Origin of the sequence: Rhodococcus jostii RHA1, assembly GCF_000014565.1 — a bacterium.
Taxonomy (GTDB): domain Bacteria; phylum Actinomycetota; class Actinomycetes; order Mycobacteriales; family Mycobacteriaceae; genus Rhodococcus_F; species Rhodococcus_F jostii_A.
Genome location: NC_008268.1, coordinates 1,444,587 through 1,470,070, shown reverse-complemented (window position 1 = coordinate 1,470,070; position 25,484 = coordinate 1,444,587). Strand labels below are relative to the sequence as shown.

General features: G+C 67.7%; 23 protein-coding genes and 2 tRNA genes. 16 read left to right on the top strand and 9 right to left on the bottom strand.

Annotated features, from left to right (window positions below; genetic code table 11):
- The first annotated feature begins 25 nt into the window (after window positions 1-25).
- Genes RHA1_RS06755 through RHA1_RS06745 form a run of 3 tightly spaced genes read left to right on the top strand, consistent with a single transcriptional unit; the run spans window position 26 to window position 6,028 of the window.
- A complete protein-coding gene (locus tag RHA1_RS06755) occupies window positions 26-4,927 on the top strand; it encodes an NAD-glutamate dehydrogenase (RefSeq protein WP_011594425.1) in 4,902 nt (1,633 codons plus the stop codon).
- Window positions 4,924-5,349 (top strand): acyl-CoA thioesterase, encoded by a 426-nt coding sequence (locus tag RHA1_RS06750; protein WP_009474093.1) that lies wholly within the window; start codon window positions 4,924-4,926, stop codon window positions 5,347-5,349. The genes RHA1_RS06755 and RHA1_RS06750 overlap by 4 nt, the downstream gene beginning before the upstream one ends.
- Window positions 5,342-6,028, top strand: coding sequence for a DUF8010 domain-containing protein (locus RHA1_RS06745; RefSeq protein ID WP_009474092.1), 687 nt, complete (start codon window positions 5,342-5,344; stop codon window positions 6,026-6,028). Before RHA1_RS06750 ends, RHA1_RS06745 begins: the two co-directional genes overlap by 8 nt.
- A 7-nt stretch (window positions 6,029-6,035) precedes the next feature.
- Here RHA1_RS06745 and RHA1_RS06740 read toward each other — a convergent pair whose 3' ends face one another.
- From RHA1_RS06740 to RHA1_RS06730, 3 genes are all read right to left on the bottom strand, one after another.
- The gene (locus RHA1_RS06740; RefSeq protein ID WP_011594423.1) at window positions 6,036-6,947 is read right to left on the bottom strand and encodes a DMT family transporter; all 912 of its coding nucleotides are present in this window, start codon (window positions 6,945-6,947) and stop codon (window positions 6,036-6,038) included.
- Window positions 6,935-8,530, bottom strand: coding sequence for a glycoside hydrolase family 13 protein (locus tag RHA1_RS06735; RefSeq protein ID WP_016879917.1), 1,596 nt, complete (start codon window positions 8,528-8,530; stop codon window positions 6,935-6,937). The genes RHA1_RS06740 and RHA1_RS06735 overlap by 13 nt, the downstream gene beginning before the upstream one ends.
- A gap of 67 nt (window positions 8,531-8,597) precedes the next feature.
- Window positions 8,598-8,993, bottom strand: coding sequence for a globin (locus tag RHA1_RS06730; RefSeq protein WP_029537133.1), 396 nt, complete (start codon window positions 8,991-8,993; stop codon window positions 8,598-8,600).
- Window positions 8,994-9,133: 140 nt separating this feature from the next.
- Between RHA1_RS06730 and RHA1_RS06725 the strand changes: the two genes are divergently transcribed.
- The 3 genes from RHA1_RS06725 (at window position 9,134) to RHA1_RS06715 (ending at window position 10,607) form a co-directional block, all read left to right on the top strand.
- Complete coding sequence (locus RHA1_RS06725) at window positions 9,134-9,805, top strand: HNH endonuclease (RefSeq protein WP_167540926.1); 672 nt, start codon at window positions 9,134-9,136, stop codon at window positions 9,803-9,805.
- A gap of 75 nt (window positions 9,806-9,880) precedes the next feature.
- Window positions 9,881-10,141 carry an aa3-type cytochrome oxidase subunit CtaJ gene (gene ctaJ / locus RHA1_RS06720; RefSeq protein ID WP_009474087.1) on the top strand — a complete coding sequence of 87 codons (261 nt, stop codon included), beginning with the start codon at window positions 9,881-9,883 and terminating at the stop codon, window positions 10,139-10,141.
- On the top strand, window positions 10,128-10,607 hold the full coding sequence (locus RHA1_RS06715) for a DUF5130 family protein (protein WP_005264322.1): 480 nt from the start codon (window positions 10,128-10,130) through the stop codon (window positions 10,605-10,607). Before ctaJ ends, RHA1_RS06715 begins: the two co-directional genes overlap by 14 nt.
- Before the next feature lie 73 nt (window positions 10,608-10,680).
- Here RHA1_RS06715 and RHA1_RS06710 read toward each other — a convergent pair whose 3' ends face one another.
- Complete coding sequence (locus RHA1_RS06710; RefSeq protein WP_237726850.1) at window positions 10,681-10,836, bottom strand: hypothetical protein; 156 nt, start codon at window positions 10,834-10,836, stop codon at window positions 10,681-10,683.
- A 12-nt stretch (window positions 10,837-10,848) separates the two neighbouring features.
- On the opposite strand from RHA1_RS06710, the gene RHA1_RS06705 reads away from it, so the two are divergent.
- On the top strand, window positions 10,849-11,325 hold the full coding sequence (locus RHA1_RS06705; RefSeq protein ID WP_011594419.1) for a helix-turn-helix domain-containing protein: 477 nt from the start codon (window positions 10,849-10,851) through the stop codon (window positions 11,323-11,325).
- Between the two features lie 37 nt (window positions 11,326-11,362).
- Entirely contained in the window at window positions 11,363-12,589 is a 1,227-nt protein-coding gene (gene dinB / locus RHA1_RS06700) for a DNA polymerase IV (RefSeq protein ID WP_011594418.1), read from the top strand.
- A gap of 21 nt (window positions 12,590-12,610) precedes the next feature.
- On the opposite strand, the gene pepN is transcribed toward dinB, so the two are convergent.
- Together pepN and RHA1_RS06690 are read right to left on the bottom strand one after the other, a co-directional pair.
- Entirely contained in the window at window positions 12,611-15,214 is a 2,604-nt protein-coding gene (gene pepN / locus RHA1_RS06695; RefSeq protein ID WP_016879922.1) for an aminopeptidase N, read from the bottom strand.
- Between the two features lie 72 nt (window positions 15,215-15,286).
- Window positions 15,287-16,522 (bottom strand): NAD(P)/FAD-dependent oxidoreductase, encoded by a 1,236-nt coding sequence (locus tag RHA1_RS06690; protein ID WP_011594416.1) that lies wholly within the window; start codon window positions 16,520-16,522, stop codon window positions 15,287-15,289.
- Window positions 16,523-16,649: 127 nt separating this feature from the next.
- Between RHA1_RS06690 and RHA1_RS06685 the strand changes: the two genes are divergently transcribed.
- Window positions 16,650-17,279: a mycothiol-dependent nitroreductase Rv2466c family protein gene (locus RHA1_RS06685; RefSeq protein WP_011594415.1), complete on the top strand. Its 630-nt coding sequence runs from the start codon at window positions 16,650-16,652 to the stop codon at window positions 17,277-17,279.
- A gap of 24 nt (window positions 17,280-17,303) precedes the next feature.
- Here the strand turns inward: RHA1_RS06685 and RHA1_RS06680 are convergent, their stop codons facing one another.
- On the bottom strand, window positions 17,304-18,278 hold the full coding sequence (locus RHA1_RS06680) for a M48 family metallopeptidase (RefSeq protein WP_011594414.1): 975 nt from the start codon (window positions 18,276-18,278) through the stop codon (window positions 17,304-17,306).
- Window positions 18,279-18,345: 67 nt separating this feature from the next.
- Here RHA1_RS06680 and RHA1_RS06675 point away from each other — a divergent pair, with 67 nt between their 5' ends.
- Both RHA1_RS06675 and RHA1_RS06670 read left to right on the top strand, forming a co-directional pair.
- A complete protein-coding gene (locus RHA1_RS06675) occupies window positions 18,346-18,819 on the top strand; it encodes a ribose-5-phosphate isomerase (protein ID WP_011594413.1) in 474 nt (157 codons plus the stop codon).
- A 6-nt stretch (window positions 18,820-18,825) separates the two neighbouring features.
- Complete coding sequence (locus RHA1_RS06670; RefSeq protein ID WP_009474079.1) at window positions 18,826-19,623, top strand: Fpg/Nei family DNA glycosylase; 798 nt, start codon at window positions 18,826-18,828, stop codon at window positions 19,621-19,623.
- 7 nt (window positions 19,624-19,630) lie between these two features.
- Here RHA1_RS06670 and RHA1_RS06665 read toward each other — a convergent pair whose 3' ends face one another.
- Together RHA1_RS06665 and RHA1_RS06660 are read right to left on the bottom strand one after the other, a co-directional pair.
- The gene (locus tag RHA1_RS06665) at window positions 19,631-20,449 is read right to left on the bottom strand and encodes a hypothetical protein (RefSeq protein WP_009474078.1); all 819 of its coding nucleotides are present in this window, start codon (window positions 20,447-20,449) and stop codon (window positions 19,631-19,633) included.
- Window positions 20,450-20,700: 251 nt separating this feature from the next.
- Window positions 20,701-20,774, bottom strand: a tRNA-Gly gene (locus tag RHA1_RS06660).
- 139 nt (window positions 20,775-20,913) lie between these two features.
- Here RHA1_RS06660 and RHA1_RS06655 point away from each other — a divergent pair.
- The 5 genes from RHA1_RS06655 to clpX all read left to right on the top strand — a co-directional run bounded on the left by RHA1_RS06655 (window position 20,914) and on the right by clpX (window position 25,449).
- Window positions 20,914-20,990 (top strand) — tRNA-Pro (locus RHA1_RS06655).
- Window positions 20,991-21,050: 60 nt separating this feature from the next.
- Window positions 21,051-22,445, top strand: a complete 1,395-nt coding sequence (tig, locus tag RHA1_RS06650) for a trigger factor (RefSeq protein ID WP_011594412.1) — start codon at window positions 21,051-21,053, stop codon at window positions 22,443-22,445.
- 184 nt (window positions 22,446-22,629) lie between these two features.
- Window positions 22,630-23,217, top strand: a complete 588-nt coding sequence (locus tag RHA1_RS06645; RefSeq protein ID WP_011594411.1) for an ATP-dependent Clp protease proteolytic subunit — start codon at window positions 22,630-22,632, stop codon at window positions 23,215-23,217.
- Between the two features lie 48 nt (window positions 23,218-23,265).
- Window positions 23,266-23,928 carry an ATP-dependent Clp protease proteolytic subunit gene (locus tag RHA1_RS06640; protein WP_009474075.1) on the top strand — a complete coding sequence of 221 codons (663 nt, stop codon included), beginning with the start codon at window positions 23,266-23,268 and terminating at the stop codon, window positions 23,926-23,928.
- Window positions 23,929-24,168: 240 nt separating this feature from the next.
- The gene (clpX, locus tag RHA1_RS06635) at window positions 24,169-25,449 is read left to right on the top strand and encodes an ATP-dependent Clp protease ATP-binding subunit ClpX (protein WP_005248181.1); all 1,281 of its coding nucleotides are present in this window, start codon (window positions 24,169-24,171) and stop codon (window positions 25,447-25,449) included.
- The last annotated feature ends 35 nt before the right edge of the window (window positions 25,450-25,484 follow it).

Here is a 25,484-nt window from a genome sequence, read left to right as displayed (position 1 = left end):
ATCGGAACAGAGGAAGTGAGCCCCGATGACGGAATCGGCAGCACTGAAAGATGCGGAGTGGGCGCGGAATCTGCCCGAAGGTCTCCGGTCGCAGGTGCCGACTCTCGCAGCCGTGTATTTCCGTCACGTCGATCGCGGTGACAGCGAGAGCGCCGTCAACGGCGCCTCCGAGGCCGTGCTCGGCGCGCATCTGACACTTGCCCTGCACCGTCCGCCGGAGCGCGCGGTCACCCGCGTCTACCGCCCGGGTGACGGGCACGAACTCGGTGCGTCCCTGCAGATCGTGACGGACGACATGCCGCTGCTCGTCGAATCGATCACCGCGCTGCTGAACCGCCTGGGCATCGGGATCAGCGAATTCGTGCACCCCATCGTCTCGGTCCGGCGCGATCCGATCGGTGCACTGCGCGAAATCCTCATGGGAGACACGGCCAAGGATGCCGACGAGGGCAGCCTCGCCGAGTCGTGGATTCACGTCCAACTCGATCCCCGTACCGACTCCGCGGTTCTCGACACACTCGAGAAGGAAGTCGGCACCGTCCTCGCCGACGTGCGCCAGGTGGTCCGGGACACCGACATCATGCGCAAGCTCGAGCGGACACTCGCCGACGAACTCGAGACGTCCGCACCCTGTCCCGGCGTGTCGAAGGACGACCTGGAGGACTGCGCCGATCTGCTGCGATGGATGTCGCAGGGCAATTATGCGGCGCTGGGCTACCGCCGCTTCGAACTGGGGGAGCCCGACAGCTCCGGCGCCCGGAGCCTGCAGGTGGTGCCGGGCAGCGGTCTCGGACTGCTGCGCTCCGACGCGGTCACCGAAGGCCCGCTGAGTCTGCCGCCGGCCGCCGAGATCCCCGACCGTCCCCTGCTCGTGCTCACGCAGGGCTCGTTCCCCGCGACCGTGCACCGCTCGGTCTACCCGTTCTTCGTCGGCGTGAGCATTCTCGACGAGAACGGCAACATCACCGGTGAGCACCGTTTCCTCGGGGTCTTCACGGTCACGGCGCTGCACGAGAACGTCCTCGACATTCCCGTGATCGCTCGCCGGGTGCGCAAGGTGATCGACCGGGCCGGGTTCCAGTTGAATTCGTATTCGGGGCAGGCGATGCTGGAGGTCATCCAGTCGTTCCCGCGCACCGAGCTTTTCTCGAGCGACGCCGACACACTCTTCGACACGGTGACCGCCGTGCACAGCATCGGGCTCCGGCGTCAGGTGCGTCTGTTCGTGCGCGAGGACTTTCTCGGACGATTCGTCTCCTGCCTGATCTACCTGCCCCGCGACCGGTACACCACCCGGGTCCGGCTCGCGATGCAGGACATCCTGCTGCGGGAATTCGGTGGCGGCACTTTGGAATACACCGCGCGCGTCACGGAATCCGACCTGGCGTTGCTGCACGTGACGATCCGCAAGAGCACCGAACAGATGGGGTCTCGGCTCGACCTCTCGGACGCCGACCGCGAACGGGTCCAGGCGATGCTGGCCGAGGCGAGCCGCAGCTGGGACGACCATCTCGGCGACCTCCTCCCGGTGACCACCGGTGTGGATCCCGTTCTGGCGCAGCGTTACGCCGCCGTCCTGCCCGAGGGGTACAAGGAGGATTTCGACGCCACACGCGCGTTGTCGGATCTCGCGAGGCTGGAGGCGCTCGAAGACGGTTCCATCGATCTGCTGCTCTACCGCGATCCCGGGGCGGAGGTCGGGCACTGGCGATTCACCCTGTACGTGGGCGGGGACGGCATTTCGTTGAGCCAGGTGCTTCCGGTGCTGCAGAGCCTGGGTGTGGAGGTGCTCGACGAACGGCCCTATCTGATTCCGCGGCCGGACGGGTTGACCTGCTGGATCTACGATTTCGGGTTGTCGGTGCCCGCGGAGCTGCTCCGCTCCTCGGTGGAGGACGACCTGGATGCCGAACTCGCCGCCGAGGAGGCGTCGGCCGCCGCACCGAAGCTTCAGGAACGGTTCACCGATGCCTTCACCGCCGTCTGGTTCGGGCGGGCGGAGGCCGACCGGTTCAACGAGCTGATCCTGCGGGCGGGAGTGTCGTGGCGGCAGGCCGTGATCCTGCGGACGTACGCAAAGTACCTGCGTCAGGCCGGGTTTCCGTACAGTCAGTTCCACATCGAGGGGGTTGCGCTGGCGAATCCCCGTTCGGCGTACACACTCGTCGAGTTGTTCGAGGCGATGTTCGATCCGGAGACGCCCTCACCCGATCTGGTGTCCGAACTCGACACCCGTCTGCGGGAGTACATCGACGCCGTGGTCAGCCTCGACGCGGACCGCATCCTGCGCGGTCTGTTCGGGCTGATCAAGTCGACGCTGCGCACCAACTACTTCGTCGTCGGCGAGACCGGGGAGCCGCCCACATACCTGTCGATCAAGCTCGATCCGACCTCGATCCAGGAACTGCCGAAGCCCCGCCCGAAGTACGAGATCTTCGTGTACTCACCCGACGTCGAGGGTGTGCACCTGCGGTTCGGATCCGTCGCCCGCGGCGGGTTGCGCTGGTCGGACCGGCGTGAGGATTTCCGCACCGAGATCCTGGGGTTGGCGAAGGCCCAGGCCGTGAAGAACGCGGTGATCGTCCCGGTCGGCGCGAAGGGCGGCTTCGTCGTCAAGAATCCGCCGACGCCCTCGGGGGACGCGGCGGCCGACCGCGCCGCCGCTCTCGAGGCGGGCCAGGACTGCTACCGCACATTCATCTGCGGGCTCCTGGACCTCACCGACAACGTCGATCAGGTGTCGGGGGAGATCGTGCCCCCGGCCCGGGTGGTGCGTCGCGACGGCGACGACCGGTATCTCGTGGTGGCCGCGGACAAGGGCACCGCGAAATTCTCCGACCTCGCCAATTCTGTTGCGGAGCAGTACAAATTCTGGCTCGGCGACGCGTTCGCGTCCGGTGGGTCGGCCGGGTACGACCACAAGGGGATGGGCATCACCGCGCGCGGTGCCTGGGAGAGCGTGAAACGGCACTTCCGGGAGATGGGCGTCGACACCCAGACCCAGGACTTCTCCGCGGTCGGCGTTGGCGACATGAGCGGCGACGTGTTCGGAAACGGCATGCTCCTGAGCCGACACATCCGGCTGGTGGCGGCGTTCGACCACCGGCACATTTTCCTCGACCCCGATCCCGACGCCCCCCGGTCGTTCGCGGAGCGGTCGCGGATGTTCGCGTTGCCCCGGTCGTCGTGGGCCGACTACGACACCAGCATCATCAGCGAGGGCGGGGGCGTGTGGGACCGGACCCGCAAATCGGTCCCGATCAGTGCCGCCGCGCGTGCCGCGCTCGGACTCGACGACGCCGTCACCGAACTCTCCCCGCCGGAACTGGTCCGGGCGATCCTGCGTGCCCCGGTGGACCTGCTGTGGAACGGTGGCATCGGCACGTACGTCAAGGCGTCCACCGAGACCAACGCGATGGTGGGCGACAAGAGCAACGACTCCGTGCGCGTCGACGGCAACGAGGTGCGGGCGAAGGTGGTCGGCGAGGGTGGCAACCTCGGGGTGACGGCGCTCGGCCGGATCGAGTACAGCCAGAACGGTGGCCGGATCAACACCGACGCGATCGACAACTCCGCGGGCGTCGACTGCTCCGATCACGAGGTGAACATCAAGATCCTGCTGGACTCGCTGGTGAGCAGCGGCGGGCTGCCGCGGGAGGAACGCAATCCTCTGCTGGCGTCGATGACCGACGAGGTGGCCCAACTCGTACTCGCGAACAACATCGCGCAGAACGATCTCCTCGGTGTCTCCCGGACCAGCGCGGTTCCGATGCTGACCGTGCATCGCCGCCAGATCGAGCACCTGGCGTCGCGTCGCGGACTCGACCGGAAGCTCGAGGCCCTGCCCACCGACGAGGAGATCGCCCGACGCAGGCAGGCCGGTCAGGGCCTGACGTCTCCGGAACTCGCGACCCTCACCGCGCATGTGAAACTCGCGCTCAAGGACGACCTCCTCGCGACGGACCTGCCCGACAGCGAGACGTTCGCGCCGCGGCTGCCGCGGTACTTCCCGACGGTGTTGCGCAAGCGGTTCCGCACCGCGATCAAGGCGCATCCTCTGCGCAGGCAGATCGTGGCGACGATGCTCGCGAACGAGACCATCGACAACGGCGGTATCACCTTCGCGTACCGGTTGGCGGACGAGGCGGGTGCGAGCAGCACCGACGCCATCCGCGCCTACGCGGCGGTCACCGAGATCTTCGCCCTGCCGGAGCTGTGGTCGAGGATCCGGTCGGCGAACATCGCGGCGGACATCGAGGACGACCTGATTCTCGAGTCCGGCCGAGTTCTCGACCGCGCGTCCCGCTGGTTCCTGACCAACCGGCCTCAGCCCCTCGCCGTTGGCGCCGAGATCGCCCGGTACTCGGCCGACTTCCGTGCACTCTCGCCGAGGGTGCCGCAGCTCGTGCGGGGGCATCAGCTCGCCGACGTGGAGACGCGGGCGCGGCCCCTCGTCGTCCGCGGCGCGCCCGAGGACCTCGCGTTCGAGGTGTTCCGGCTTCTGGACAAGTTTTGTCTGCTCGACATCAGCGACATCGCCGACATCGCCGAACGCGACATCGACGAGGTCGCCGAGCTGTACTACGAGCTCGACGCGCACCTCGGCATCGACTGGCTGCTGAGCGCCGTGTCCACTCTCGCGCGGGGTGACCGCTGGCATTCGCTGGCCCGTCTCGCGTTGCGCGACGACCTCTACAGTTCGCTGCGTCAGCTCACGATGGAAGTGCTCCTGGGTGGTGAACCTCACGAGACGCCGCAGGAGAAGATCGACGACTGGGAGTCGACGAACGCGTCCCGGCTGGCCAGGGCGAGGTCCGCTCTCACCGAAATATTCGAGTCTGGGACCCTTGACCTCGCGACGCTCTCGGTGGCGGCGCGTCAGGTACGCAGCATGGTGCGAGGTATGGGCACCCGATCGGAGGTATGACGTTGAGCGAGGGCTTTCACGCGGAGGTCGAAGTTCGGTGGTCGGACATGGACGTCTTCCAGCACATCAACCACGCACGGATGGTGACGTTGCTGGAGGAGGCGCGGATTCCCTGGCTGTTCGAGGACGACCGTCCGACCGTGACGTTGCGTGACGGCGCGGTCATCGCGGACCTCCATGTGCGCTACCGCGGGCAACTCCGGCACAGCGATTCACCGCTCGACGTCCTGATGTGGGTGGAGAAGGTGCGCGCGGTCGATTTCACGATCAACTACGAGGTCCGACCGAAGGGCGTCGACGTCTCGGTCGCGCCGTCCATCATCGCGTCGACGCAGATCGCGGCGTTCGACATCGACACCCAGCGCCTGCGCAGAATCACCGACGTCGAGCGGGCGTACCTGGAGAGCTGGCAGCGTGTATGAGCGCGTCCTGTCGATCCCGGACGCCACTGAGCGCGGTGATCTCGCCACATTCCTCACGAGGGTGGTCCGGTTGGACGAGTCGACGGTGGTGCGTCTGCGTCAACGCGGACCCGGCCGCCTGACGATCTGGGCGGCAACCGGTTTCGACGCGCTGGCGGTGCGCACGGTCGCGGGGACCATCACCCCCGACGACACGTCGGCTGCCGGCGACCAACTGCTCGCCGCTCTCGAAGCGGCGACCGCAGCCGACATCGATCCGGGTTTCTCGATGGATTCGGCGTGGCGGGGCGCACTGCCTCCGGCGGAGGGCTTCGTTCACGTCGACGACGTCCCGGCGCGTGTTCTCGTCGACCTCGCGCAGCGCGGTGCGGCCCTGGCGCAGGAGCACGGCAGCGGCCACGGCCCACCCGCATCACTTCTCGACCAGGAAGTCCTGCAGGTGGCGGGCGCGGAGCACACGGTCGGCATCCCGATGCGGGTGGTGTTCGCTCTCACCGCGATGGGGTTCGTTCCGCACGCGGGCTCGGATCGGCTGACCGCCGACATCGACCTCGAGCGCATCGACGCCTCCGAACTGGTCCGGGTGCGTGCCACCGCGTCGTGGCTGCGGGTGGACGCCCGGTTCGGGTCGATCTACCGGCACCGCGGTGGGGGGATTCCGTTGTCGGTCGCGCGGTAGCGCGCCGTCAGCCGGACCGCAGCGTGCTGGTGGCCAGCACGGCGAGCGACGCGACGACGGCCGCCATGCCCAGCCCCGCGACCAGGGTCAGCTGCTCGCCGAGCACCGCGGTCCCGAGCAGTGCCGCGACCACCGGTTCGGTGAGGGTCAGCGTCGCGACCGTCGCGGGTGGCAGCCGCCGCAGACCGGCGGCGAACAGGAGATACGCCAGCACGGTCGGGACGATCGCCAGATACACGGCGGCCGCGGCGCCCGCCCCGGTGTCGAGGCCGCCCGGCCAGGTCGCGACGAGCACGGGGATCAGGAACAGTCCACCGAGACCGAACATCTGTCCCATCGCCGCCTCGGGACTCGAACCCGCCGCGAGCAGCGACGACCCGGCGACCGTGTAGGCGGCGTACCCGAGACCGGCGATCAGCGCAGGCAGCGCACCCGCCAGGATCCCGGACGAGTCGGAGCCGCCGGTCGTGCCCGCCACGATCAACGCCATGCCGGCGACGGCGATGACGGTGGACACGGCCCACACCGGGCCGGGGCGGTGACGGTGCACCGCCCATTGCAGCGCGCCGGTGAACGCGGGTCCCGAACCCAGCGCGATCATGGTTCCTGCGGCCACTCCGGCGCTCTGCACGCCAGTGAAGAATCCGAGTTGGTACGCCGCGACCCCGATCCCGCCCCACACGGCGGGCGCATATCGGCGAATCCCGGGGCCGTCACCGAACCCGAGTCCGCCGCGCAGCGCCGCGAACGCCGCGAGGAGCGCGCCCGCGGCCACGACCCGGGCCGAGCCGACGGCCAGTGGGTCGAGGTCGTATCCGAGGGCGCGGGACGCAAGGGCCTGCGCGGTTCCCGTGGTGGCGAACAGGATCGATGCTGCGACGACCGCCGCAACTGCGGGAGTGCGGGTCAGATGAGCCACGCAGCCGCGTTCGGTGGGAGCTGCCCCTCGACGAGCGGCGCGCTGCTGAGCAGCACCTCACCGGGTGGCAGCGAGATCGGCGCGTCGGTGGCGTTGAGGGCGCAGATCAGTCCGCCGCGCCTGCGGAAGGCGAAGCAGCCCGCGGGGCTCCCGTACCAGTCGACCCCGGGACCGGAGAACTCCGGACGCAGCGAGCGCAGTTCGAGTGCTGCACGGTACAGCGACAGCGTCGACGTGACGTCCTCGAGTTGCGCCTCGACGGTGAGGTCCGCCCATTCGGGGGGCATCGGCAGCCAGGGCTCGCCGGTGCTGAACCCGAACGGTGGTTCGGTGCCTTCCCACGGCACGGGCACACGGCAGCCGTCGCGGCCGCGTTCGGTGTGACCGGATCGTTCCCACACCGGATCCTGCAACGCCGAATCGGGGAGGTCGACGTTGGGCAGGCCGAGTTCGGCACCGTTGTACAGGAACGCCGCACCGGGCAACGCCAGTTCGACGAGGATCATGGCCCGGGCGCGTGCCGTGCCGATCTCGCCGCCGCCGTACCGGGTGACTTCCCGTTCGACGTCGTGGTTCGACAGGGTCCACGTGGGTGTCCCGCCCACCTGGTCGACGGCGGTCAGGGAGTTCTCGATCGCCTCCCGCACCGTCTCCGCCGAGAACTCGGCCTCGGCCAGCCGGAAGTTGAACCCGAGGTGCAGTTCGTCGGGCCGGATGTACTCGCCGAAGCGTTCGTTGTCTCGAACCCAGATCTCCCCGACGGCCATCGTGCCCGGGTACTCGTCGAGGACCTTGCGGATGCCGCGGTGGATGTCGTGGACCGCGGGGTTGTCGAACCGCGGATCGCCATCGGAGTTCTGCAGCAGTTCGTTGGCGGACCAGTCGTGGTCCGGCAGACCTTCCGGCTTGGCCATGCCGTGCGCGACGTCGATGCGGAATCCGTCGACGCCGCGGTCCAGCCAGAACCGGAGCGTCTTCGTGAGATCGTCGACGACCTCCGGGTTATCCCAGTTCAGGTCGGGCTGCTCCGCCGCGAAGATGTGCAGATACCACTGGCCGGGCTTGCCGTCGGCCTCGGTGATCCGCGTCCACGCCGGCCCGCCGAAGATGCTCGGCCAGTTGTTGGGCGGCTCCGCGCCGTCCTCACCGCGACCGTCGCGGAAGATGTATCGGTCCCGTTCGGGACTGCCCGGCGGCGACGCCAGGGCGGCGCGGAACCATTCGTGCTCGACGCTGGTGTGATTGGGCACCAGGTCCATCGTCACCTTGATCTGCCGCGCGTGCGCGGCCTCGATCAGGGCGTCCATGCTCGCGAGGTCACCGAACAGCGGGTCGATGTCACGGGGATCGGACACGTCGTAACCGTGATCGGCCATCGGGGAGCGCATGACCGGGCTCAGCCAGAGGGCGTCGACACCGAGCAGTTCGAGGTATCCCAGCTTGTCCCGTACTCCGTGGAGGTCGCCGACACCGTCACCGTTCGCGTCGGCGAACGAGCGGGGATAGATCTGGTAGAAGACGGCGTCGGACCACCAGGGTGCCGGCTGCGTGTCGTCGGCGGGCGTTTCGGCGGGAGTGCTCACAAACGCCCATCGTGCCAAACGATCGCCCGCACCACGACTCGACCGGCGTTATCGGCGCGGGGCGGTTTCAGAAGGCGGAGTTCACCATCGACGCCGCGGCCATGTCCATGTACTCGGTGAGGGCCTTGCGGTGGGCGTCGTCGAGGGTGCCGGAGTCGATCGACGCGATGGCCGTGTGCATGCACCGCAGCCAGGCGTCCCGCTCGATCGGGCCGATCTTGAACGGCTGGTGACGCAGCCGCAGTCGCGGGTGGCCGCGCTCGTCCGAATAGGTGTGCGGCCCGCCCCAGTACTGCTCGAGGAACATCCGCATCCGGCGCTCGGCCGGACCCAGATCTTCCTCGGGGTAGAGGGGCCGCACGATGTCGTCCTTGGCGACTTCCTCGTAGAAGCGCGCGGTGAGTTTGCGGAACGTCTCCGCTCCGCCCACCGCCTCGTAGAAGGTCTGCTGCACGTCAGTCATGGCGCCTTCCATTGTGCACGTGTGGGCGCGAACGGTCTTCGTCACCGTCTGTTCACCGAATGTCCTGCATTTTTGTCGGAAATGGACGTGCACGAGCTGGCAATTCATGGTGCACTTGGTGGCAATCTCCCGGAGGTCGCATGAAGAATCGACACAGCGCCCGCGCGCACCGACAACTCGTGCCCACTGATGCCCGGAGTGCCGGGGTTTCAGGGGCGTTTGCTTTACAAGTGATCACCGAAGGCTCCGCGCACAGCGCAGAGCCTTCTTTCCCGGGCGAGAATGCGGTTCCGCTCTGGATCAAGCGCCGGGTGCTTCTCCTGAATGTCACCTACGAGCCGCTCACCGCCCTTCCTGCCCGCCGCGCCGTGGTGTTGATGACCTGCGGTAAGGCCGACACCGTCCACGAGGATCCCCAGGCCCCGGTCGTCCACTCCGAGCAGTGGTCCGTGCAGGTGCCGTCCGTGATCCGCCTCCGGAACTACGTGCGCGTGCCGTATCGCGCCCGGGTTCCGATGACCCGCGCAGCCCTCATGCACCGGGACCGGTTCCGGTGCGCCTATTGCGGTGCCAAGGCCGAAACCGTCGATCACGTGGTTCCCCGCAGTCGCGGCGGCGAGCATTCGTGGGAGAACTGCGTGGCCTGCTGCGCACCCTGCAACCACCGCAAAGCGGACAAGTTGCTGAGCGAACTCGGCTGGACGCTCCGGGCGTCCCTGGTGCCTCCGTCGGGGCCGCACTGGCGACTGCTGGCGTCCACCAAGGACCTGCACCCGTCGTGGATGCCCTACCTCGGTGAAGGCGCCGCCTGAGCGTTCCGCGGGTCCCCTTCGCGAAGTTCGGCCCTGACGCTTCCCCTCGCACGGTTCTGGGCTACCGTTTGCGTTGTGAGCATTCTCGAGACAGTGCTGATATTCGTAGGAATTCCGGCGTTGATCACCGCCTTCTTCGCGGGGATGTCGTTCGTCGGCAAGAAGACGCCGGGCCCCGTGCCGCCCGCGTTCCACCTCGGTGAGGAATGGACGCACGCGCCGGTGCTGTGGAGCGCCGTCGACGAGGTGACCACGCACGGTCATCACGGCGGACACCACGGCGTGCACGCCGGTTCGGCAGACCTGATTGGAGGCTCGGCAAGTGGCAAGTGGTGACCTGATTCCCGCGTCCGCGGTATCCGCGGACAATCTCCCTGTCGGCAGCGTCGTGACCTCCAGCGGTCGCATCTCGGGCGTGCACCGTGTCGGTGAGCCGTTCACCGACGACCTGCCGTTCACGACGGACGAACTCGTCCGCCTCGACGATGCCCTCACCGAAGGCACCCGCAAGACGAAGGTGCGCTTCAACGCGTACATCGGCGACCTCGGCGCCGACACCGCAGCCGGCGCCGACGCGCTGTTCCCGACGACGCCCGAGGCGGAACGGTCCGTGCTCATCGCGGTCTCGCCCAACCAGCGGACGGTCGAGATCCGCAGCGGCCGGGCCGTGGCCAACCGGGTCACGGACCGGGTCGCCCAGCTCGGTGCCACCGCCGCCGTATCGTCGTTCGGCGACGGCGACCTCATCGACGGTCTCGTGAGTGCCATCCGCGTGATGAGCGCGGCAATCGCCTCGCCGTAAACCTGCACAGATCAGCGTCCGCGCGGCCCGATCCCGGCTCAGTCCTCCTGAACCGGATCGGGCCGTCGGTGTCTCACCGGATGTCGATGACGCGGTCAGCCCTGTCGAGGGTCCGCCGGACGGCGCCGATGCCGAGTTCCATCATCTGCGCGGTCCGGTCCGCGAGACTCGCGGGCAGGATGTCCGCGATCCAGACGAACACGGTCGCGCCGTTGCCGTCTTCGCTCACCTGGGCGGACGCATGGTGATGCCGGTAGGGGCCGTCGACGATCGACCAGGCCAGTCGGCGCGCGTCCACTTCGCCCTCGCCGAGGAGATCGTCCGGCTCGTCGCGGTCGCCGCGCTCGCCGCGTCACGGGGGCCGTCGGTTTCACGCCGGCGCGGCGGCCTTCCGGACGACGTAATAGCGGCCGCCGCCCGTGCGGCGGTCCTCGACGACGAGCCCGGCTCGGACGGTCTGATACCGCTCGCCGAGCGGTTCGGGGTGTCACCGTTCGCGCTCAGTCGCGCGTTCAGCGCCGTCATGTGTGTGTCGCTCACCAGGTACCGCAACAGGGTTCTGGTCGGGCGGGCGCTCGAGCGGATCGAGAACGGTGACCGGGACCTCGCCGGCCTCGCGGCCGACCTGGGTTTCTCGGATCAGGCGCACATGACCAGGACCATCCGCGCCCAACTCGGCGAGACACCCACCGCACTGCGAATGCTGTTGTCGGTCTGAACGACCCTCGACTTCTGTCGGTGGTCGATGCGAACATATGTTCGTGTCCGATTCGCCGCGCCCGCGCATCTCGAGTGGCGCCGAGGCGACCATCCTGCACGCCGACCTCGATGCGTTCTACGCCTCGGTGGAGCAGCGGGACGACCCCGGTCTGCGGGGTCGTCCGGTGATCGTCGGCGGCGGCGTCGTGCTGGCCGCGAGCTACGAGGCGAAGGCGTACGGGGTGCGCACGGCCAGCAGCGGCGCGCAGGCGCTGCGCCTGTGCCCGCACGCCCTCGTGGTGCGGCCACGGATGTCGGCGTATGCGGCCGCGAGCAAGGCGGTGTTCGAGGTCTTCGGCCGGACCACGCCCCTGGTCGAGGGACTGTCCATCGACGAGGCCTTCCTCGACGTCGCCGGTCTCCGCAAGATCGCGGGCACGCCGGTCGACATCGCGGCACGCCTGCGCCGCGACGTGCGCGAGCAGGTGGGGCTGCCGATCACCGTCGGCGTCGCGAGAACGAAGTTCCTCGCCAAGGTCGCCAGCGCGGTGGGCAAACCCGACGGACTGTTGCACGTGCCGCCGGACCGCGAGATCGAGTTCCTCCATCCGCTGCCGGTCGAACGGCTGTGGGGAGTCGGCGCGGTGACGTCGGTCAAGCTCCGCGACGCCGGGATCGCCACCGTCGGCCAGCTCGCCCACTATCCCGAAGAGCTGCTCGTCTCCATCGTCGGACCCGCGGCGGGCCACCACCTCCACGCGCTCGCCTGGGCACGCGACCCGCGGCCCGTGCAGATGGGGCGCAGGCGGAGATCCGTCGGCGCGCAGCACGCCCTGGGGCGCAGACCGAAGTCGAGGGAGGACGTGGACGCCGCCCTGGTGACGTTGGTCGACCGGGTGGCGGGCAGGCTGCGCCGCGGCGAGCGGGTGGGGCGCACGGTGGTGCTCCGGCTGCGGTTCGACGACTTCACCCGGGTCACGCGTTCGCACACTCTCGCGCAGCCGTCGGCTCAGACACAGACGATCCTCACCACGGCCCGGGGCCTGCTGAGCACCGCGTGGCCGATGATCGAATCCAAGGGCATCACCCTGGTGGGGATCGCGGTGGCCAACCTCGAGGACGACTGCCCGCAACAGCTCGCGCTGCCGTTCGACCCGTACACGAGCAGTTCCCTCGACAGCACACTCGACAGCCTCCGCGACCGCTTCGGCTCCTCGGCGGTCACCCGCGCGGTGCTGCTGGGCCGGGACCAGGGTGTGAGCGTGCCGATCCTGCCGGACTAGGCCGGCAGGATCGGCCACCGATCAGCTCGCGTCGAACTTCCGGGCCGCCAGCGACCGGACGATCCCGGCCCGGCCCTCGACCACCAGGCGGCGCAGAGCCGGCGGATGGTCGCCGGCCAGGAACTCGTCGGCTGCCGCCACGGACTCCTCGCTGATCGACCACGACGGGTACAGACCCACCACGACGGTCTGCGCGACCTCGCTCGACCGCCGCTCCCACACCGCGGGGATGTCCGCGAAATAGCGGGCCACGTACGGTGCGAGGATCTCGGACTGCCCGTGACCGGCGAAGGCGCCGATGATCGAGCGGGCGGTGATGTTCGGCACGGAATCGTCGCCGACCACCCGGTTCCAGGCCTGTTCCTTCACCGCGGCCTGCGGGCGGACGGTGGCCGCCGCGGCGGCGTTGCGGGCGCCTGCCGCGGTGGGATCGCGTTCGGCTTCGGCGTCGATGAACGGCGTCTCGATGCCCTCGGCGTCGATCTCACCGGCCCCGGCGAGCGCGGTGACGAGACGCCAGCGCAGGTCCGTGTCGACGACGAGGCCCGGCAGCCCGACCGTTTCGGGTGCGGCGTCGAGCAGTTCCTGCAGCACCTCGGTGTGCCATGCCGACAGCTGCGCGCCCGCCAGCGCGTTGACGAACGCCAGCTGGTGATCCGAACCAGGCTCGGCTTCCCGCGCCAGTTCCAGGAGCCGGTTCGCGAAGTCCGGCCAGCCGTGTTCCTTGGACCACTCGGGTTCGGCGTAGCTGTGCAGCGCGGTCTGGGCCTGCATCAGCAGTCGCTGGACGACACCGACCTCGGTTTCGGCGCCGATGCCGCGCTGCACGAGGGCGACGAAGTCCCGCGCCTTGAGTTCGGCCTGACGCGTCATCTCCCAGGCCGCCGACCACACCAGGGTGCGGGGGAGAGGCTCGTCGATGTCGCCGATGCGGTCGATGGCGGTGGCGAGCGAGTCGGGATCGAGCCGCAGCGAGCAGTACGTGAGGTCGTCGTCGTTGACGAGGATCAGCTGCCCGCGTTCGACACCGACGAGTTCGGTGACGTCGGTGCGTTCGGTGGCGTCGAGGTCGAGTTCCACCCGCTTCGTGCGCACGAGCTTGCCGTCCCGGTCGTCGTACACGCCGACCGCGATGCGGTGCACCCGTCGCTCACCGGCACCGGGTGCTGCGCCGGACTGCAGGACGGCGAACCGGGTGAACTTGCCGTCCGCGTCGACGTCGAATTCGGGACGCAGGATGTTGAGTCCGGTGGTCTTGAGCCACTGGGCTCCCCAGTCGGACAGGTCGCGGCCCGAGGACTTCTCGAGTGCACCGAGGAGGTCGTCGAACGTGGCGTTGTCGAAGGCGTGGTCGCGGAAGTAGTCCCGCAGGCCGGACAGGAAGGGGTCTAGCCCGACGTACGCGACGAGCTGCTTGAGGACGGAGGCGCCCTTCGCGTACGTGATGCCGTCGAAGTTCACCTCGACCGCGGCGAGGTCGGGGATGTCGGCGGCGATGGGGTGGGTGGACGGCAGCTGATCCTGCCGGTACGCCCAGGACTTTTCGACGTTGGCGAACGTGGTCCAGGCGTTGGTGTATTCGGTGGCCTCGCTCTGGCAGAGCACGGAGGCGAACGTCGCGAAGGACTCGTTGAGCCACAGGTCGTCCCACCAGCGCATGGTGACGAGGTCGCCGAACCACATGTGCGCCATCTCGTGCAGCACGGTCTCGGCGCGCCGCTCGTACGACGCCCGCGTCACCTTGGACCGGAAGACGTAGTCCTCGAGGAACGTGACGGCGCCTGCGTTCTCCATTGCGCCCGCATTGAATTCGGGAACGAACAGCTGGTCGTACTTCCCGAACGCGTAGGGGGTGCCGAAGTTGCGGTGGTAGAACGCGAAGCCCTGCTTGGTTTCCGTGAACAGGCGCTCGGAGTCCATGTGTTTCCCGAGCGAGGCGCGGCAGTAGATCGCGAGGGGAATGTCGCCGTGCTCGTCGGAGTAGTTGTCGGTCCACTCCGCGTACGGGCCGGCGATGAGCGCGACGAGGTAGGTGCTCATCTTCGGCGTGGTGCGGAAGATGTGACGGCCGGGTTCCGCCGCCACCGTCTCGACGGTCGCGGAGTTGGAGATCACCTTCCAGTCGGCGGGGGACGTGACGTGCACGTCGAATGTCGCCTTCAGGTCGGGCTGGTCGAAGCAGGCGAACATGCGCTTGGCGTCGGCGGTCTCGAACTGCGAGTACAGGTACACCGCGTCGTCGGTCGGGTCCACGAAGCGGTGCAGCCCTTCACCGGTGTGCGAGTACGCGCAGTCGGCCTCGACCACCAGCTCGTTGCGTTCCGCGAGACCGGTGAGCGTGATGCCGGTGGACTCGTCGTAATCCGAGACGTCGACGGGCGAGCCGTTCAAGGTCGCCGAATGCACACGGGCCGCGACGATGTCGACGAACGTGGACGCGCCGGGGGTGGCCCCGAACGTGACGGTGGTGCGAGAAGAAAACGTCTCGACTCCGGGCTGAATTGTCGTCTCGACTCCGGGCTGACCTGTCCCGTCGGTGAGGTCGAGTTCGATCAGATAGTTGTCGACGGTCAGCAGTCGGGCTCGTTCGGCTGCCTGTTCGCGGGTCAGGTTGGGTGGGGCCACAGAGGTCTCCTCGTGATCGGCGGCGATGCTCGTACTCGATGCTGCCATCCCATCACGAGTGGGCCGGGGGTGTTAACCGGACAGGTCGGTCAACGGCACCTCGGGGTCGGCCAGGCGGTCGGGATCGACCGGGGCGGACGAGGACACCAGTTGCTTGATCTGATCGGTGACATCCCAGATGTTGACGTTCATGCCGGCGAGGACGTGATTGTCCGCGTCGAGCCAGAAGGCCACGAATTCGCGTGCGGCGAAATCGCCACGCACGACCACCCGGTCGTACGAATCGTGCGGGGCGTACCCCACGTACTCCATGCCCAGATCGAACTGGTCGGTGAAGAAGTAGGGCAGGTTCCCGTATTCGGCTGCGTGCCCGAGCATGGTGGCGGCGGCCACGGCCGGCTGGTTGAGTGCGTTCGCCCAGTGCTCGACCCGGATTCGGGTGCCGAGCTGCGGATGCCACTGCGCGGCGATGTCGCCCACCGCGACGACGTCGGGGTCGCTGGTCTGCAACCCGGCGTCGACGAGAACGCCGCCGTCGACGTCGAGTCCGGCCCGTTCCGCGATCTCGATGTTGGGTGCCGCGCCGACGGCGACGAGGACGGCGTCGGCGGGAAGGACGGTGCCGTCGCTCAGCCGAACCCCGGTGGCCTTGCCGTCGTCGACGACGATCTCCTCGACCGTGGCGCCGAGGTGCAGTTGAACACCGTGCTCGCGGTGGAGTTCGGCGAAGACCGAGCCGATCTCGGGGCCGAGGGAGCCGAGCAGGGGAACTTCGGCGGCCTCCACCACCGTCACGTCGACGCCCTTCTCCCGTGCGGAGGCACCCACCTCGAGGCCGATCCAGCCGGCGCCGATCACCACGAGCCGCCCGCCGCCGGCGACCGCGTCGATCAGGCTGTCCGATTCGTCGATGGTGCGGAGGTAGTGGACGCCCTCGGCGTCGGAGCCGGAGATCGGTGGGCGGCGTGAGCGTGAACCGGTGGCGAGGGCGAGCTTGTCATAGCCCAGCGTGGAACCGTCCGGCAGCGTCACGGTATGGGCGGTGAGGTCGAGGGCGGTGGCGGTGGTGCCGAGCCGCAGGTCCACGTGATGGTCGCGGTACCAGTCGCCGTGATGGACGGTGAAGTCGCCGAGAGCCTTCTTGCCTGCGAAGTGTTCCTTCGACAGCGGAGGTCGCTCGTAGGGAAGGTGTTCCTCCTCCGACAGGAGGACGATCGAACCGTCGAAATCCTTGTCACGCAATGCTTCTGCCGTTTTCGCTCCGGCGAGGCCGCCGCCGACGACGACGAACGTGCGAGTGGAGGACATGTGAGGATGCTCCCTTCCGGTCGACCACTGTCGACCCTACTGCCGCGAGCGGGGTCTCCGGGAAGGATTCCCGGCAGGGAGGTGTTGACTGGACGGGAATGTGTACATCACCGAGAAGGAGCATCACGTGAGTGCTGGGACGAACGCCGGGACCGCCAGGGACGTCGCTGATTTCTGGTTCGACCCACTGTGCCCGTGGTGCTGGATCACCTCGCGATGGATCCTCGAGGCCACGCAGGTTCGCGACCTGCAGGCGAACTTCCATGTCATGAGCCTGGCCGTTCTCAACGAAGGCCGGGATCTGCCGGAGGAATACCGCGAGCTCATGACCAAGGCGTGGGGCCCGGTGCGGGTGCTCATCGCGGCCGCGCAGAAGCACGGTGACGAGATCCTGCTGCCGCTGTACACCGCGATGGGCACGCTCATCCACAACGAGGGCAACAAGGACTTCGGCGACGTGATCGTCAAGTCGCTCGCCGAGGTCGGCCTGCCGGCCGAACTGGCCGAGGCCGCCGAATCGGAGGAGTACGACACCGCACTGCGCGAGAGTCACGCCGCCGGCATGGACGCCGTCGGACCGGACGTCGGAACCCCGACGATCCACGTCAACGGCGTCGCGTTCTTCGGCCCGGTCCTGTCGCGGATTCCCCGCGGCGAGGATGCGGGCAAGGTGTGGGACGGTGCGGTCGCACTGGCCGGCTACCCGCACTTCTTCGAGCTCAAGCGCACCCGGACCGAGGACCCTCAGTTCGACTGAGCCCAGCCCCGATCCTGGGCACGGTCACCGAGTGACGGGCCCGGCCGGGTCGGCCGCGTACTGCAGTTGCTGCGGATCGCGGTAGATCTGGCCGGGTTTCACGAACAGGTGACCGTGCCGGGTCCTGTTCCGCAGGGCGGCGGCACGCCAGGTGAGCACCGGATGTCCCGACAGCAGATTCACGAACCACGGGAAGAACCCGCGTTCGGTGGTGGCCCGGTCGGCGAGTTCGTCGAATCCGACGATGCTCACAAGATATTTGCCTGCGCCGAGAACGCCCATCGCGCCGCGGGCGCCCGCAGGACGGACGCAGTAACCGTGGTTGTCCGCGGTGTATTCCATCGAACGGAACAGCGCCGACCCGACGACGGGAATGTAGTTGGCGGCGAACTGTCCCAGTTGCCGCCAGTAGGAGGCGTGACCGGCCGCGATGTGGCCGACCTCGTGGCCGATGATGAAGGCGAGGGCGTCGGGCTCGCGGGCCTCGCCGCCGATCTCGAACAGGTCGCTGTACACCACGACGAAGCGGCGGAAGCCGTGTCCGGATGCGAACGCGTTGATCCGGCCGTTCCCGAGCACGACGTATGCGTCGGGCGGCTCGGTCATCCCGAACCGTGCGGCCGCTTCGGCCACCATCCGGTACCCGTCGGGGAACTGGGTGGGCGTCATCTTGATCCCGTTCACCTGCTGCGAGCCGTAGAGCTGGCCGCGGCCGACGGCGATGAGGATCGGCGCGACCAGCACGATGAGCACCCACGTCGACACCACGCCGAGGAAGAGCGCCGCGATCGACGCCACGTAGGCGACGACGGTGAGAACGATCGCCACCACGAGCAGCGGGATCTCCCACGAGTGCCGGGCGGGCCGGTCGTTCGGCATGAGGCCCGGCAACGGGACCGGAGGATTCCATCCCGTCCCGCCACCCCACTGGTGCTGCGCGGGGACCGGCCGATGTCCCGGATACGCCTGTCCCCAGTTCTGTCCGTTGTCGGGATACATGCTGATCACGATAAGCGTCCCGGGCCCCTGACACGATTCGCGACGACGCCTGACAGAATCACCAGTCATGCGCGTATACCTGGGTGCCGACCATGCCGGATTCGAACGTAAGAACGAGATCATCGAACACCTGACGGCCGCGGGCCACGAGACCGTCGACTGCGGCGCTCACGTCTACGACGCCCTCGACGACTACCCCGCCTTCTGCATCGAGACGGCCCGTCGTGTCGTCGCCGACGAGGGCAGCCTCGGCATCGTGCTGGGCGGCAGCGGCAATGGTGAGCAGATCGCCGCGAACAAGGTGAAGGGTGCGCGATGTGCCTTGGCGTGGAGCGTCGAGACCGCGCAGCTGGCCCGCCAGCACAACAACGCTCAGCTGATCGGCCTCGGCGGGCGCATGCACTCCCTCGAGGAGTCCCTCGCGATCGTGGACGCCTTCCTCGCCGCCGAGTGGTCGAACGAGGAGCGCCACCAGCGCCGCATCGACATCTTGTCCGAGTTCGAGAAGACCGGCGTCGCCCCCGCCCTGCCCGAGGCCTGATCGCCCTTGCCCGAAGGTCACACCCTGCACCGGCTGGCCCGGCTACACCAACGCCGGTTCGCCGGTGCGCCGGTGCGGGTGCTGAGCCCGCAGGGCCGATTTTCCGAGGACGCGGCGCTCGTCGACGGCCGCGTTCTCGTCAAGTCCGAGGCCTGGGGTAAACACCTGTGGCATCACTACGAGTCCGGATTGGTCGTGCACGTCCACCTGGGACTGTACGGAGCGTTCACGGAATCGGCCGTTCCGATGGAACCGCCGGTCGGGCAGGTCAGGATGCGGATGGTCGGCGCCGAATTCGGCACCGACCTCCGCGGTCCGACGGCCTGTGAGGTCCTCCATCCGCCGCAGGTCGCCGCCATCGAGGCGCGGCTGGGGCCGGACCCGCTCCGCAAGGACGCCGACCCCGACAAGGCGTGGAAACGCATCTCGGCGTCGAAGACCCCGATCGGGGCACTGCTGATGGATCAGGCCGTGATCGCCGGCATCGGCAACGTGTACCGGGCGGAGGTCCTGTTCCGGCACGGCATCAACCCCGACAGGCCCGGTCGAGCGCTGTCCCGTGACGAGTGGGACGCGCTGTGGGCCGACCTCGTCGCCCTGATGAAGGTCGGGGTCCGCCGCGGCAAGATGCACGTCGTCCGCCCCGAGGACGATCACGGCGATCCGGCGTATGCCAAGGACCGTCCCCGGACGTACGTCTACAGGCGGGCGGGATCACCGTGCCGGATCTGCGGCACCCCGGTCACCCACTCGGTCATGAAGGGCCGCAACCTCTTCTGGTGCCCGAGCTGCCAGCCCTCCTGACGGCCGGCTAGAAGTCGAACCCGCCACCGAAGTCGAATCCGCCGCCGTCTCCGCCGCCGCCGAAGTCGAATCCGCCGCCGTCGCCACCGGCGTCCCCGCCCATGTCGCCGCCGCCGTCTGCGCCTGCGTCACCGCCGTCGCCCCCGCCGTCCGCGCCCGCGTCACCGGTGTCCTGGGACGCGTCGCCCGCTCCGCTCTCGAAGCCCTGTGCGTCGTACCCCACTCCGGCCATGCCGGAGAACATCGCCGAGAACAGGAACATCGAGCCCAGGCCCCACGCGCCTGCGACGAGAGCGGGCTTCCACCACGGCTCCGAGTACCAGCCGGCGGGAACCGGGCGTCCTGCGACACGGCCGCCGGGGTAGTAGTTCGGTGTCTTCGACGACGGGTTCGGCGACGCCGCGACCTGCCGCCCCTCGAACTCGACCTCACGGTCCTCGGTGACAGCTCCCGCGGACTTCTGGCCGTCGATCGACGGAATCTCCGGGCCGGGGTCCATGCCCATGGCCGTGCGGGCGGCGCGGATGTAGTAGAGACCCTCGAGCGCCGTCTGCTTGGCGAGACGCGCCTGGACGGGCGTCGTGGCCTGATCGATCTGGGAGCCCGCCGCGGTGTACCGCTCGGACGCGTCGGCGAGTGCCTGCTGCGAGGCGGTGTCGGACCCGGTGAGGCTGTACACCTGTCCGCCGAGCCGTTCGATTGCCTGGCGAGCGTCCGCCTTGGCGTCCTCGAGCTGGTTCGCGGTCTGCCCGGCGCGGTTGTTGCGGCTCCTCACCACCAGGAAGGCGACCGCCGCCACGATCACGAGAATGAGTAGCAGTTCCACGGTGGGCCTCCGGAGTTCTCGCGGACCGCCGGCTGCGGGGCTGCAACATCCACGAGTAGGGGACAAATCGGACATCTCCCAGAGTACTGACCGAAATCGTGGTTACGCTCGGCGAACGGGGGAGCGGGCCCCAGACGACAGGTGCGGGCGCGTCTGGTGCGCCTGTGACGCATGTCATAGCGGCCGAGATGTCCGCCGCCGCCTGTGCGCGACAAAAAAGGAGCGTTCCCTGGGGTGGGAACGCTCCTGTGTGGAGGGGATGACGGGAATCGAACCCGCGTAATCAGTTTGGAAGACTGAGGCTCTACCATTGAGCTACATCCCCGTGCATACGACAACCTGGGATCGCCATGCATGTCGTCTGCGATGAGTGACTGTACCCAACCTCGCTTTGGATTTCATAATCGGGGGGCCGTAGGATTCTTCCTCGGGTCCTCGCGAGGTTGGCGAGAGCCGGCTTCGACCGGGGTGTAGCGCAGCTTGGTAGCGCATCCGCTTTGGGAGCGGAGGGTCGCAGGTTCAAATCCTGTCACCCCGACCAGAACCACAGGGCAGGCAACTGCCGCACAGAAAAAGCACGACCACACGAAGGAGCCAGTCCGTGAAGAGCACCGTCGAGCAGCTCAGCCCGACGCGAGTCCGTATCAACGTTGAGGTGCCCTTCGAGGAGCTCAAGCCTGATTTCGACAAGGCCTACAAGGCCCTCGCGCAACAGATCCGTCTCCCCGGCTTCCGTCCGGGCAAGGCACCGGCCAAGTTGCTCGAAGCTCGTGTCGGTCGTGGCGCAGTCCTGGAGCAGGTCGTCAACGACGCACTCCCGTCCCGCTACTCCGAGGCCGTCACCAGCGCCTCGGTGAAGGCGATCGGTCAGCCCGAGATCGAGATCACGAAGATCGAGGACGGCGAGCTCCTCGAGTTCACCGCCGAGGTCGACGTCCGCCCCGAGATCACGCTGCCCGACTACAGCGAGCTGAGCGTCACCGTCGATCCGATCGAGATCACCGACGAGGCCGTCGAGGAGCAGCTGCTGTCGCTGCGTCAGCGCTTCGGCACCCTGACCGGCGTCGAGCGTGCGGTCGAGGACGGAGACTTCATCTCCATCGACCTGTCGGCCACCGTCGACGGTGAGGCCGTTCCCGAGGCCACCGCGAGCGGTCTGTCGCACGAGGTCGGTTCGGGTCAGCTCATCGAGGGCCTCGACGAGGCCGTCGTCGGCGTCAAGGCCGGCGAGTCCAAGGAGTTCACCTCGACGCTGGTCGCCGGTGACCACGCAGGCAAGGAAGCTGTCGTCACCGTCACCGTCGGCACCGTCAAGGAGCGCGAGCTCCCTGCCGAGGACGACGAGTTCGCTCAGCTGGCAAGCGAGTTCGACACCCTCGACGAGCTGAAGGCCGACCTGCGTGAGCGCGTCGCACGCGTTCGCAAGGTCGAGCAGGCCGGTCAGATCCGCGACAAGGTCCTCGAGACCCTCCTCGAGACCGTCGAGGTTCCGCTGCCCGAGGCCGTCGTCAAGGCCGAGGTCGACGCTGCACTCCACGACGCAGTGCACGGTCTCGATCACGACGAGGAAGCGCTGAACAAGCTCCTCGAGGAGCAGGGCACGAGCCGCGAAGAGTTCGACAAGGACGCCAAGGAGAGCGCCGAGCGCTCGGTGAAGACCCAGCTGCTGCTGGACGCCATCGCCGACGCCTCCGACGTCACCGTCGGCCAGGACGAGCTCACCGAGCGCATCCTGTTCCAGGCACAGCGCTACGGCATGGCGCCCGAGCAGTTCATCCAGCAGATCCAGCAGGCCGGTCAGCTCGGCGCCGTCTTCGCGGACGTGCGTCGCGGCAAGGCTCTCGCCGGTGTCGTCGAGCAGGCCACCGTCACCGACACCTCGGGTGCCGCTGTCGACACCGCCGAATTGTTCGGCAACGGTGAGGCCGAGACCGAGGAGGCTGCGTCCACGGACGAGGCTGCGTCGGATTCCACCGAGAGCGAAGACCAGAAGTAATGCTGGTCGCGGGATGTTTTTCTCGCGTTCGGCGGTGAGTTGTTTTCCGCTTTGAGCGAAGTAGGGCGGCACCGGGACTCCGGTGCCGCCCTCCTTCGTTAGTGTCTGTGTCAGCAATCAACGATTTACGGAGAAGGCAGGTACCGTGACTTCCAATCACCTGGAGACTTTGCAGAGTCCCGCCATGACTTCAGCCACCGCTGGGTTGAACCTCAGCGACTCGGTGTACGAACGCCTGCTGCGCGAGCGCATCATCTTCCTCGGTACCCAGGTCGACGACGACATCGCCAACAAGCTGTGCGCTCAGATTCTGCTGCTGTCGGCAGAGGATCCCAGCCGGGACATCTCCCTCTACATCAACTCGCCCGGCGGTTCGGTCAGCGCCGGCATGGCGATCTTCGACACGATGCAGTTCGCCGAGTGCGACGTCGCGACGTTCGGAATGGGTCTGGCCGCGTCGATGGGCCAGTTCCTGCTCTCCGCGGGGGCCAAGGGCAAGCGCTACGCCCTCCCGCACGCGCGGATCATGATGCACCAGCCGTCCGCCGGAATCGGGGGTACCGCCAGTGACATCGCGATCATGGCCGAGCAGTTCGCGCACACCAAGCGTGAAATGGCCGAGCTGATCGCCGAGCACACCGGTCAGACGGTCGAGCAGATCACCGCCGATTCGGATCGTGACCGCTGGTTCACCGCACAGCAGGCTCTCGAATACGGTTTCGTCGACCACGTCGTCTCCCGCGCGGCGCAGGCGGGCGGGACCGGGCAGTAGCAGCCCGGCTTCCTCACTGACCGCTCCCATACATCCCTTGGAGAACTGATGACCAACCTGTTCGATCCCCGCAGCCTGGGAGGCCAGGCGCCCGCAGGCCCCCAGTCGCGTTACATCCTGCCGTCGTTCATCGAGCACTCGAGCTACGGCGTCAAGGAGTCCAACCCGTACAACAAGCTGTTCGAGGAGCGCATCATCTTCCTCGGCGTGCAGGTGGACGATGCCTCGGCCAACGACGTGATGGCTCAGCTGCTCGTTCTCGAGTCGCTGGACCCCGATCGCGACATCACCATGTACATCAACTCGCCGGGTGGCTCGTTCACCTCACTGATGGCGATCTACGACACCATGCAGTACGTGCGCGCCGACATCACGACGGTGTGCCTCGGCCAGGCGGCCTCGGCCGCCGCGGTGCTGCTGGCGGCCGGTAGCCCCGGCAAGCGTCTCGCCCTGCCGAACGCTCGTGTCCTCATCCACCAGCCCGCCACCGGCGGCATCCAGGGTCAGGTCTCCGACCTCGAGATCCAGGCCGCCGAGATCGAGCGGATGCGTCGCCTGATGGAGACCACCCTCGCGAAGCACACCGGCAAGGACGCCGCCGTGATCCGCAAGGACACCGATCGCGACAAGATCCTCACGGCCGCCGAGGCCAAGGAATACGGAATCATCGACGACGTGCTCGAGTACCGCAAACTCAGCGCCCAGAAGTGATTTCCTGCCGCCCCGGCTCGGGCGACACGCCGTTACGGCGCGGTTACCGCGAGCCGGGTGCGGGATCGGCAAGGCTGGCTTTCCCGGAAGATCGGTGCGCGAATCACCGACAACCAGTCGACCTCGCTCGCGATCTGCGGGTACGGTCACATAACGGGCTTTCGTTTTCGGTCGGTGCGCGCACAGCGTGGGATCGGTTCGATGGTTGCACGCAGACGAAGGAAGTAGGGACCTGACGAGATGGCACGCATCGGTGACGGCGGGGATCTGCTCAAGTGCTCTTTCTGCGGTAAGAGCCAGAAGCAGGTCAAGAAGCTCATTGCTGGGCCTGGGGTGTACATCTGCGACGAGTGCATCGACCTGTGCAACGAGATCATCGAAGAGGAGCTGGCCGAATCCAGCGAGGTGAAACTCGACGAGCTGCCGAAGCCGGCCGAGATCCGGGATTTCCTCGAGAACTACGTGATCGGCCAGGATGCCGCCAAGCGGACTCTCGCCGTTGCGGTCTACAACCACTACAAGCGCATCCAGGCCGGTGACAAGGGCCGTGACGCGCGCGGCGAGACGGTCGAGCTGGCGAAGTCGAACATTCTCATGCTCGGTCCCACGGGCTGCGGCAAGACGTATCTGGCTCAGACGCTGGCGAAGATGCTCAACGTCCCGTTCGCGATCGCCGATGCGACGGCGCTCACCGAAGCCGGGTATGTCGGTGAGGACGTCGAGAACATCCTCCTCAAGCTGATCCAGGCCGCCGACTACGACGTCAAGCGCGCCGAGACCGGCATCATCTACATCGACGAGGTCGACAAGATCGCCCGCAAGAGCGAGAACCCGTCGATCACGCGGGACGTGTCCGGCGAGGGTGTGCAGCAGGCCTTGCTGAAGATCCTCGAGGGCACGCAGGCCAGCGTGCCGCCGCAGGGCGGTCGCAAGCACCCGCATCAGGAGTTCATCCAGATCGACACGACGAACGTCCTGTTCATCGTGGCGGGCGCGTTCGCCGGCCTCGAGCGGATCGTGTCCGATCGCGTGGGCAAGCGCGGCATCGGTTTCGGTGCGGAGGTGCGGTCCAAGGCGGAGATCGACACGCAGGACCACTTCGCGGAGGTCATGCCGGAAGACCTGATCAAGTTCGGGCTCATCCCCGAGTTCATCGGTCGTCTTCCCGTCGTGGCGTCGGTGACGAACCTCGACAAGGAATCGCTCGTCCAGATCCTGTCCGAGCCGAAGAATGCGCTGGTCAAGCAGTACAACCGGTTGTTCGACATGGACGGCGTGGAGCTGGAGTTCACCACGGACGCGCTCGAGGCCATCGCCGACCAGGCGATCCTGCGCGGCACCGGTGCTCGTGGACTGCGCGCGATCATGGAGGAAGTTCTGCTGCCGGTCATGTACGACATCCCGAGCCGTGACGACGTCGAGAAGGTCGTGGTCAGCGCCGAGACGGTCAACGACAACGTGCTTCCGACCATCGTTCCGCGCAAGCCGGAGCGGGGAGAACGCCGAGACAAGTCCGCCTAGGCGGGAGCGCGCTGTATCCTGGGTGCGAACTAACT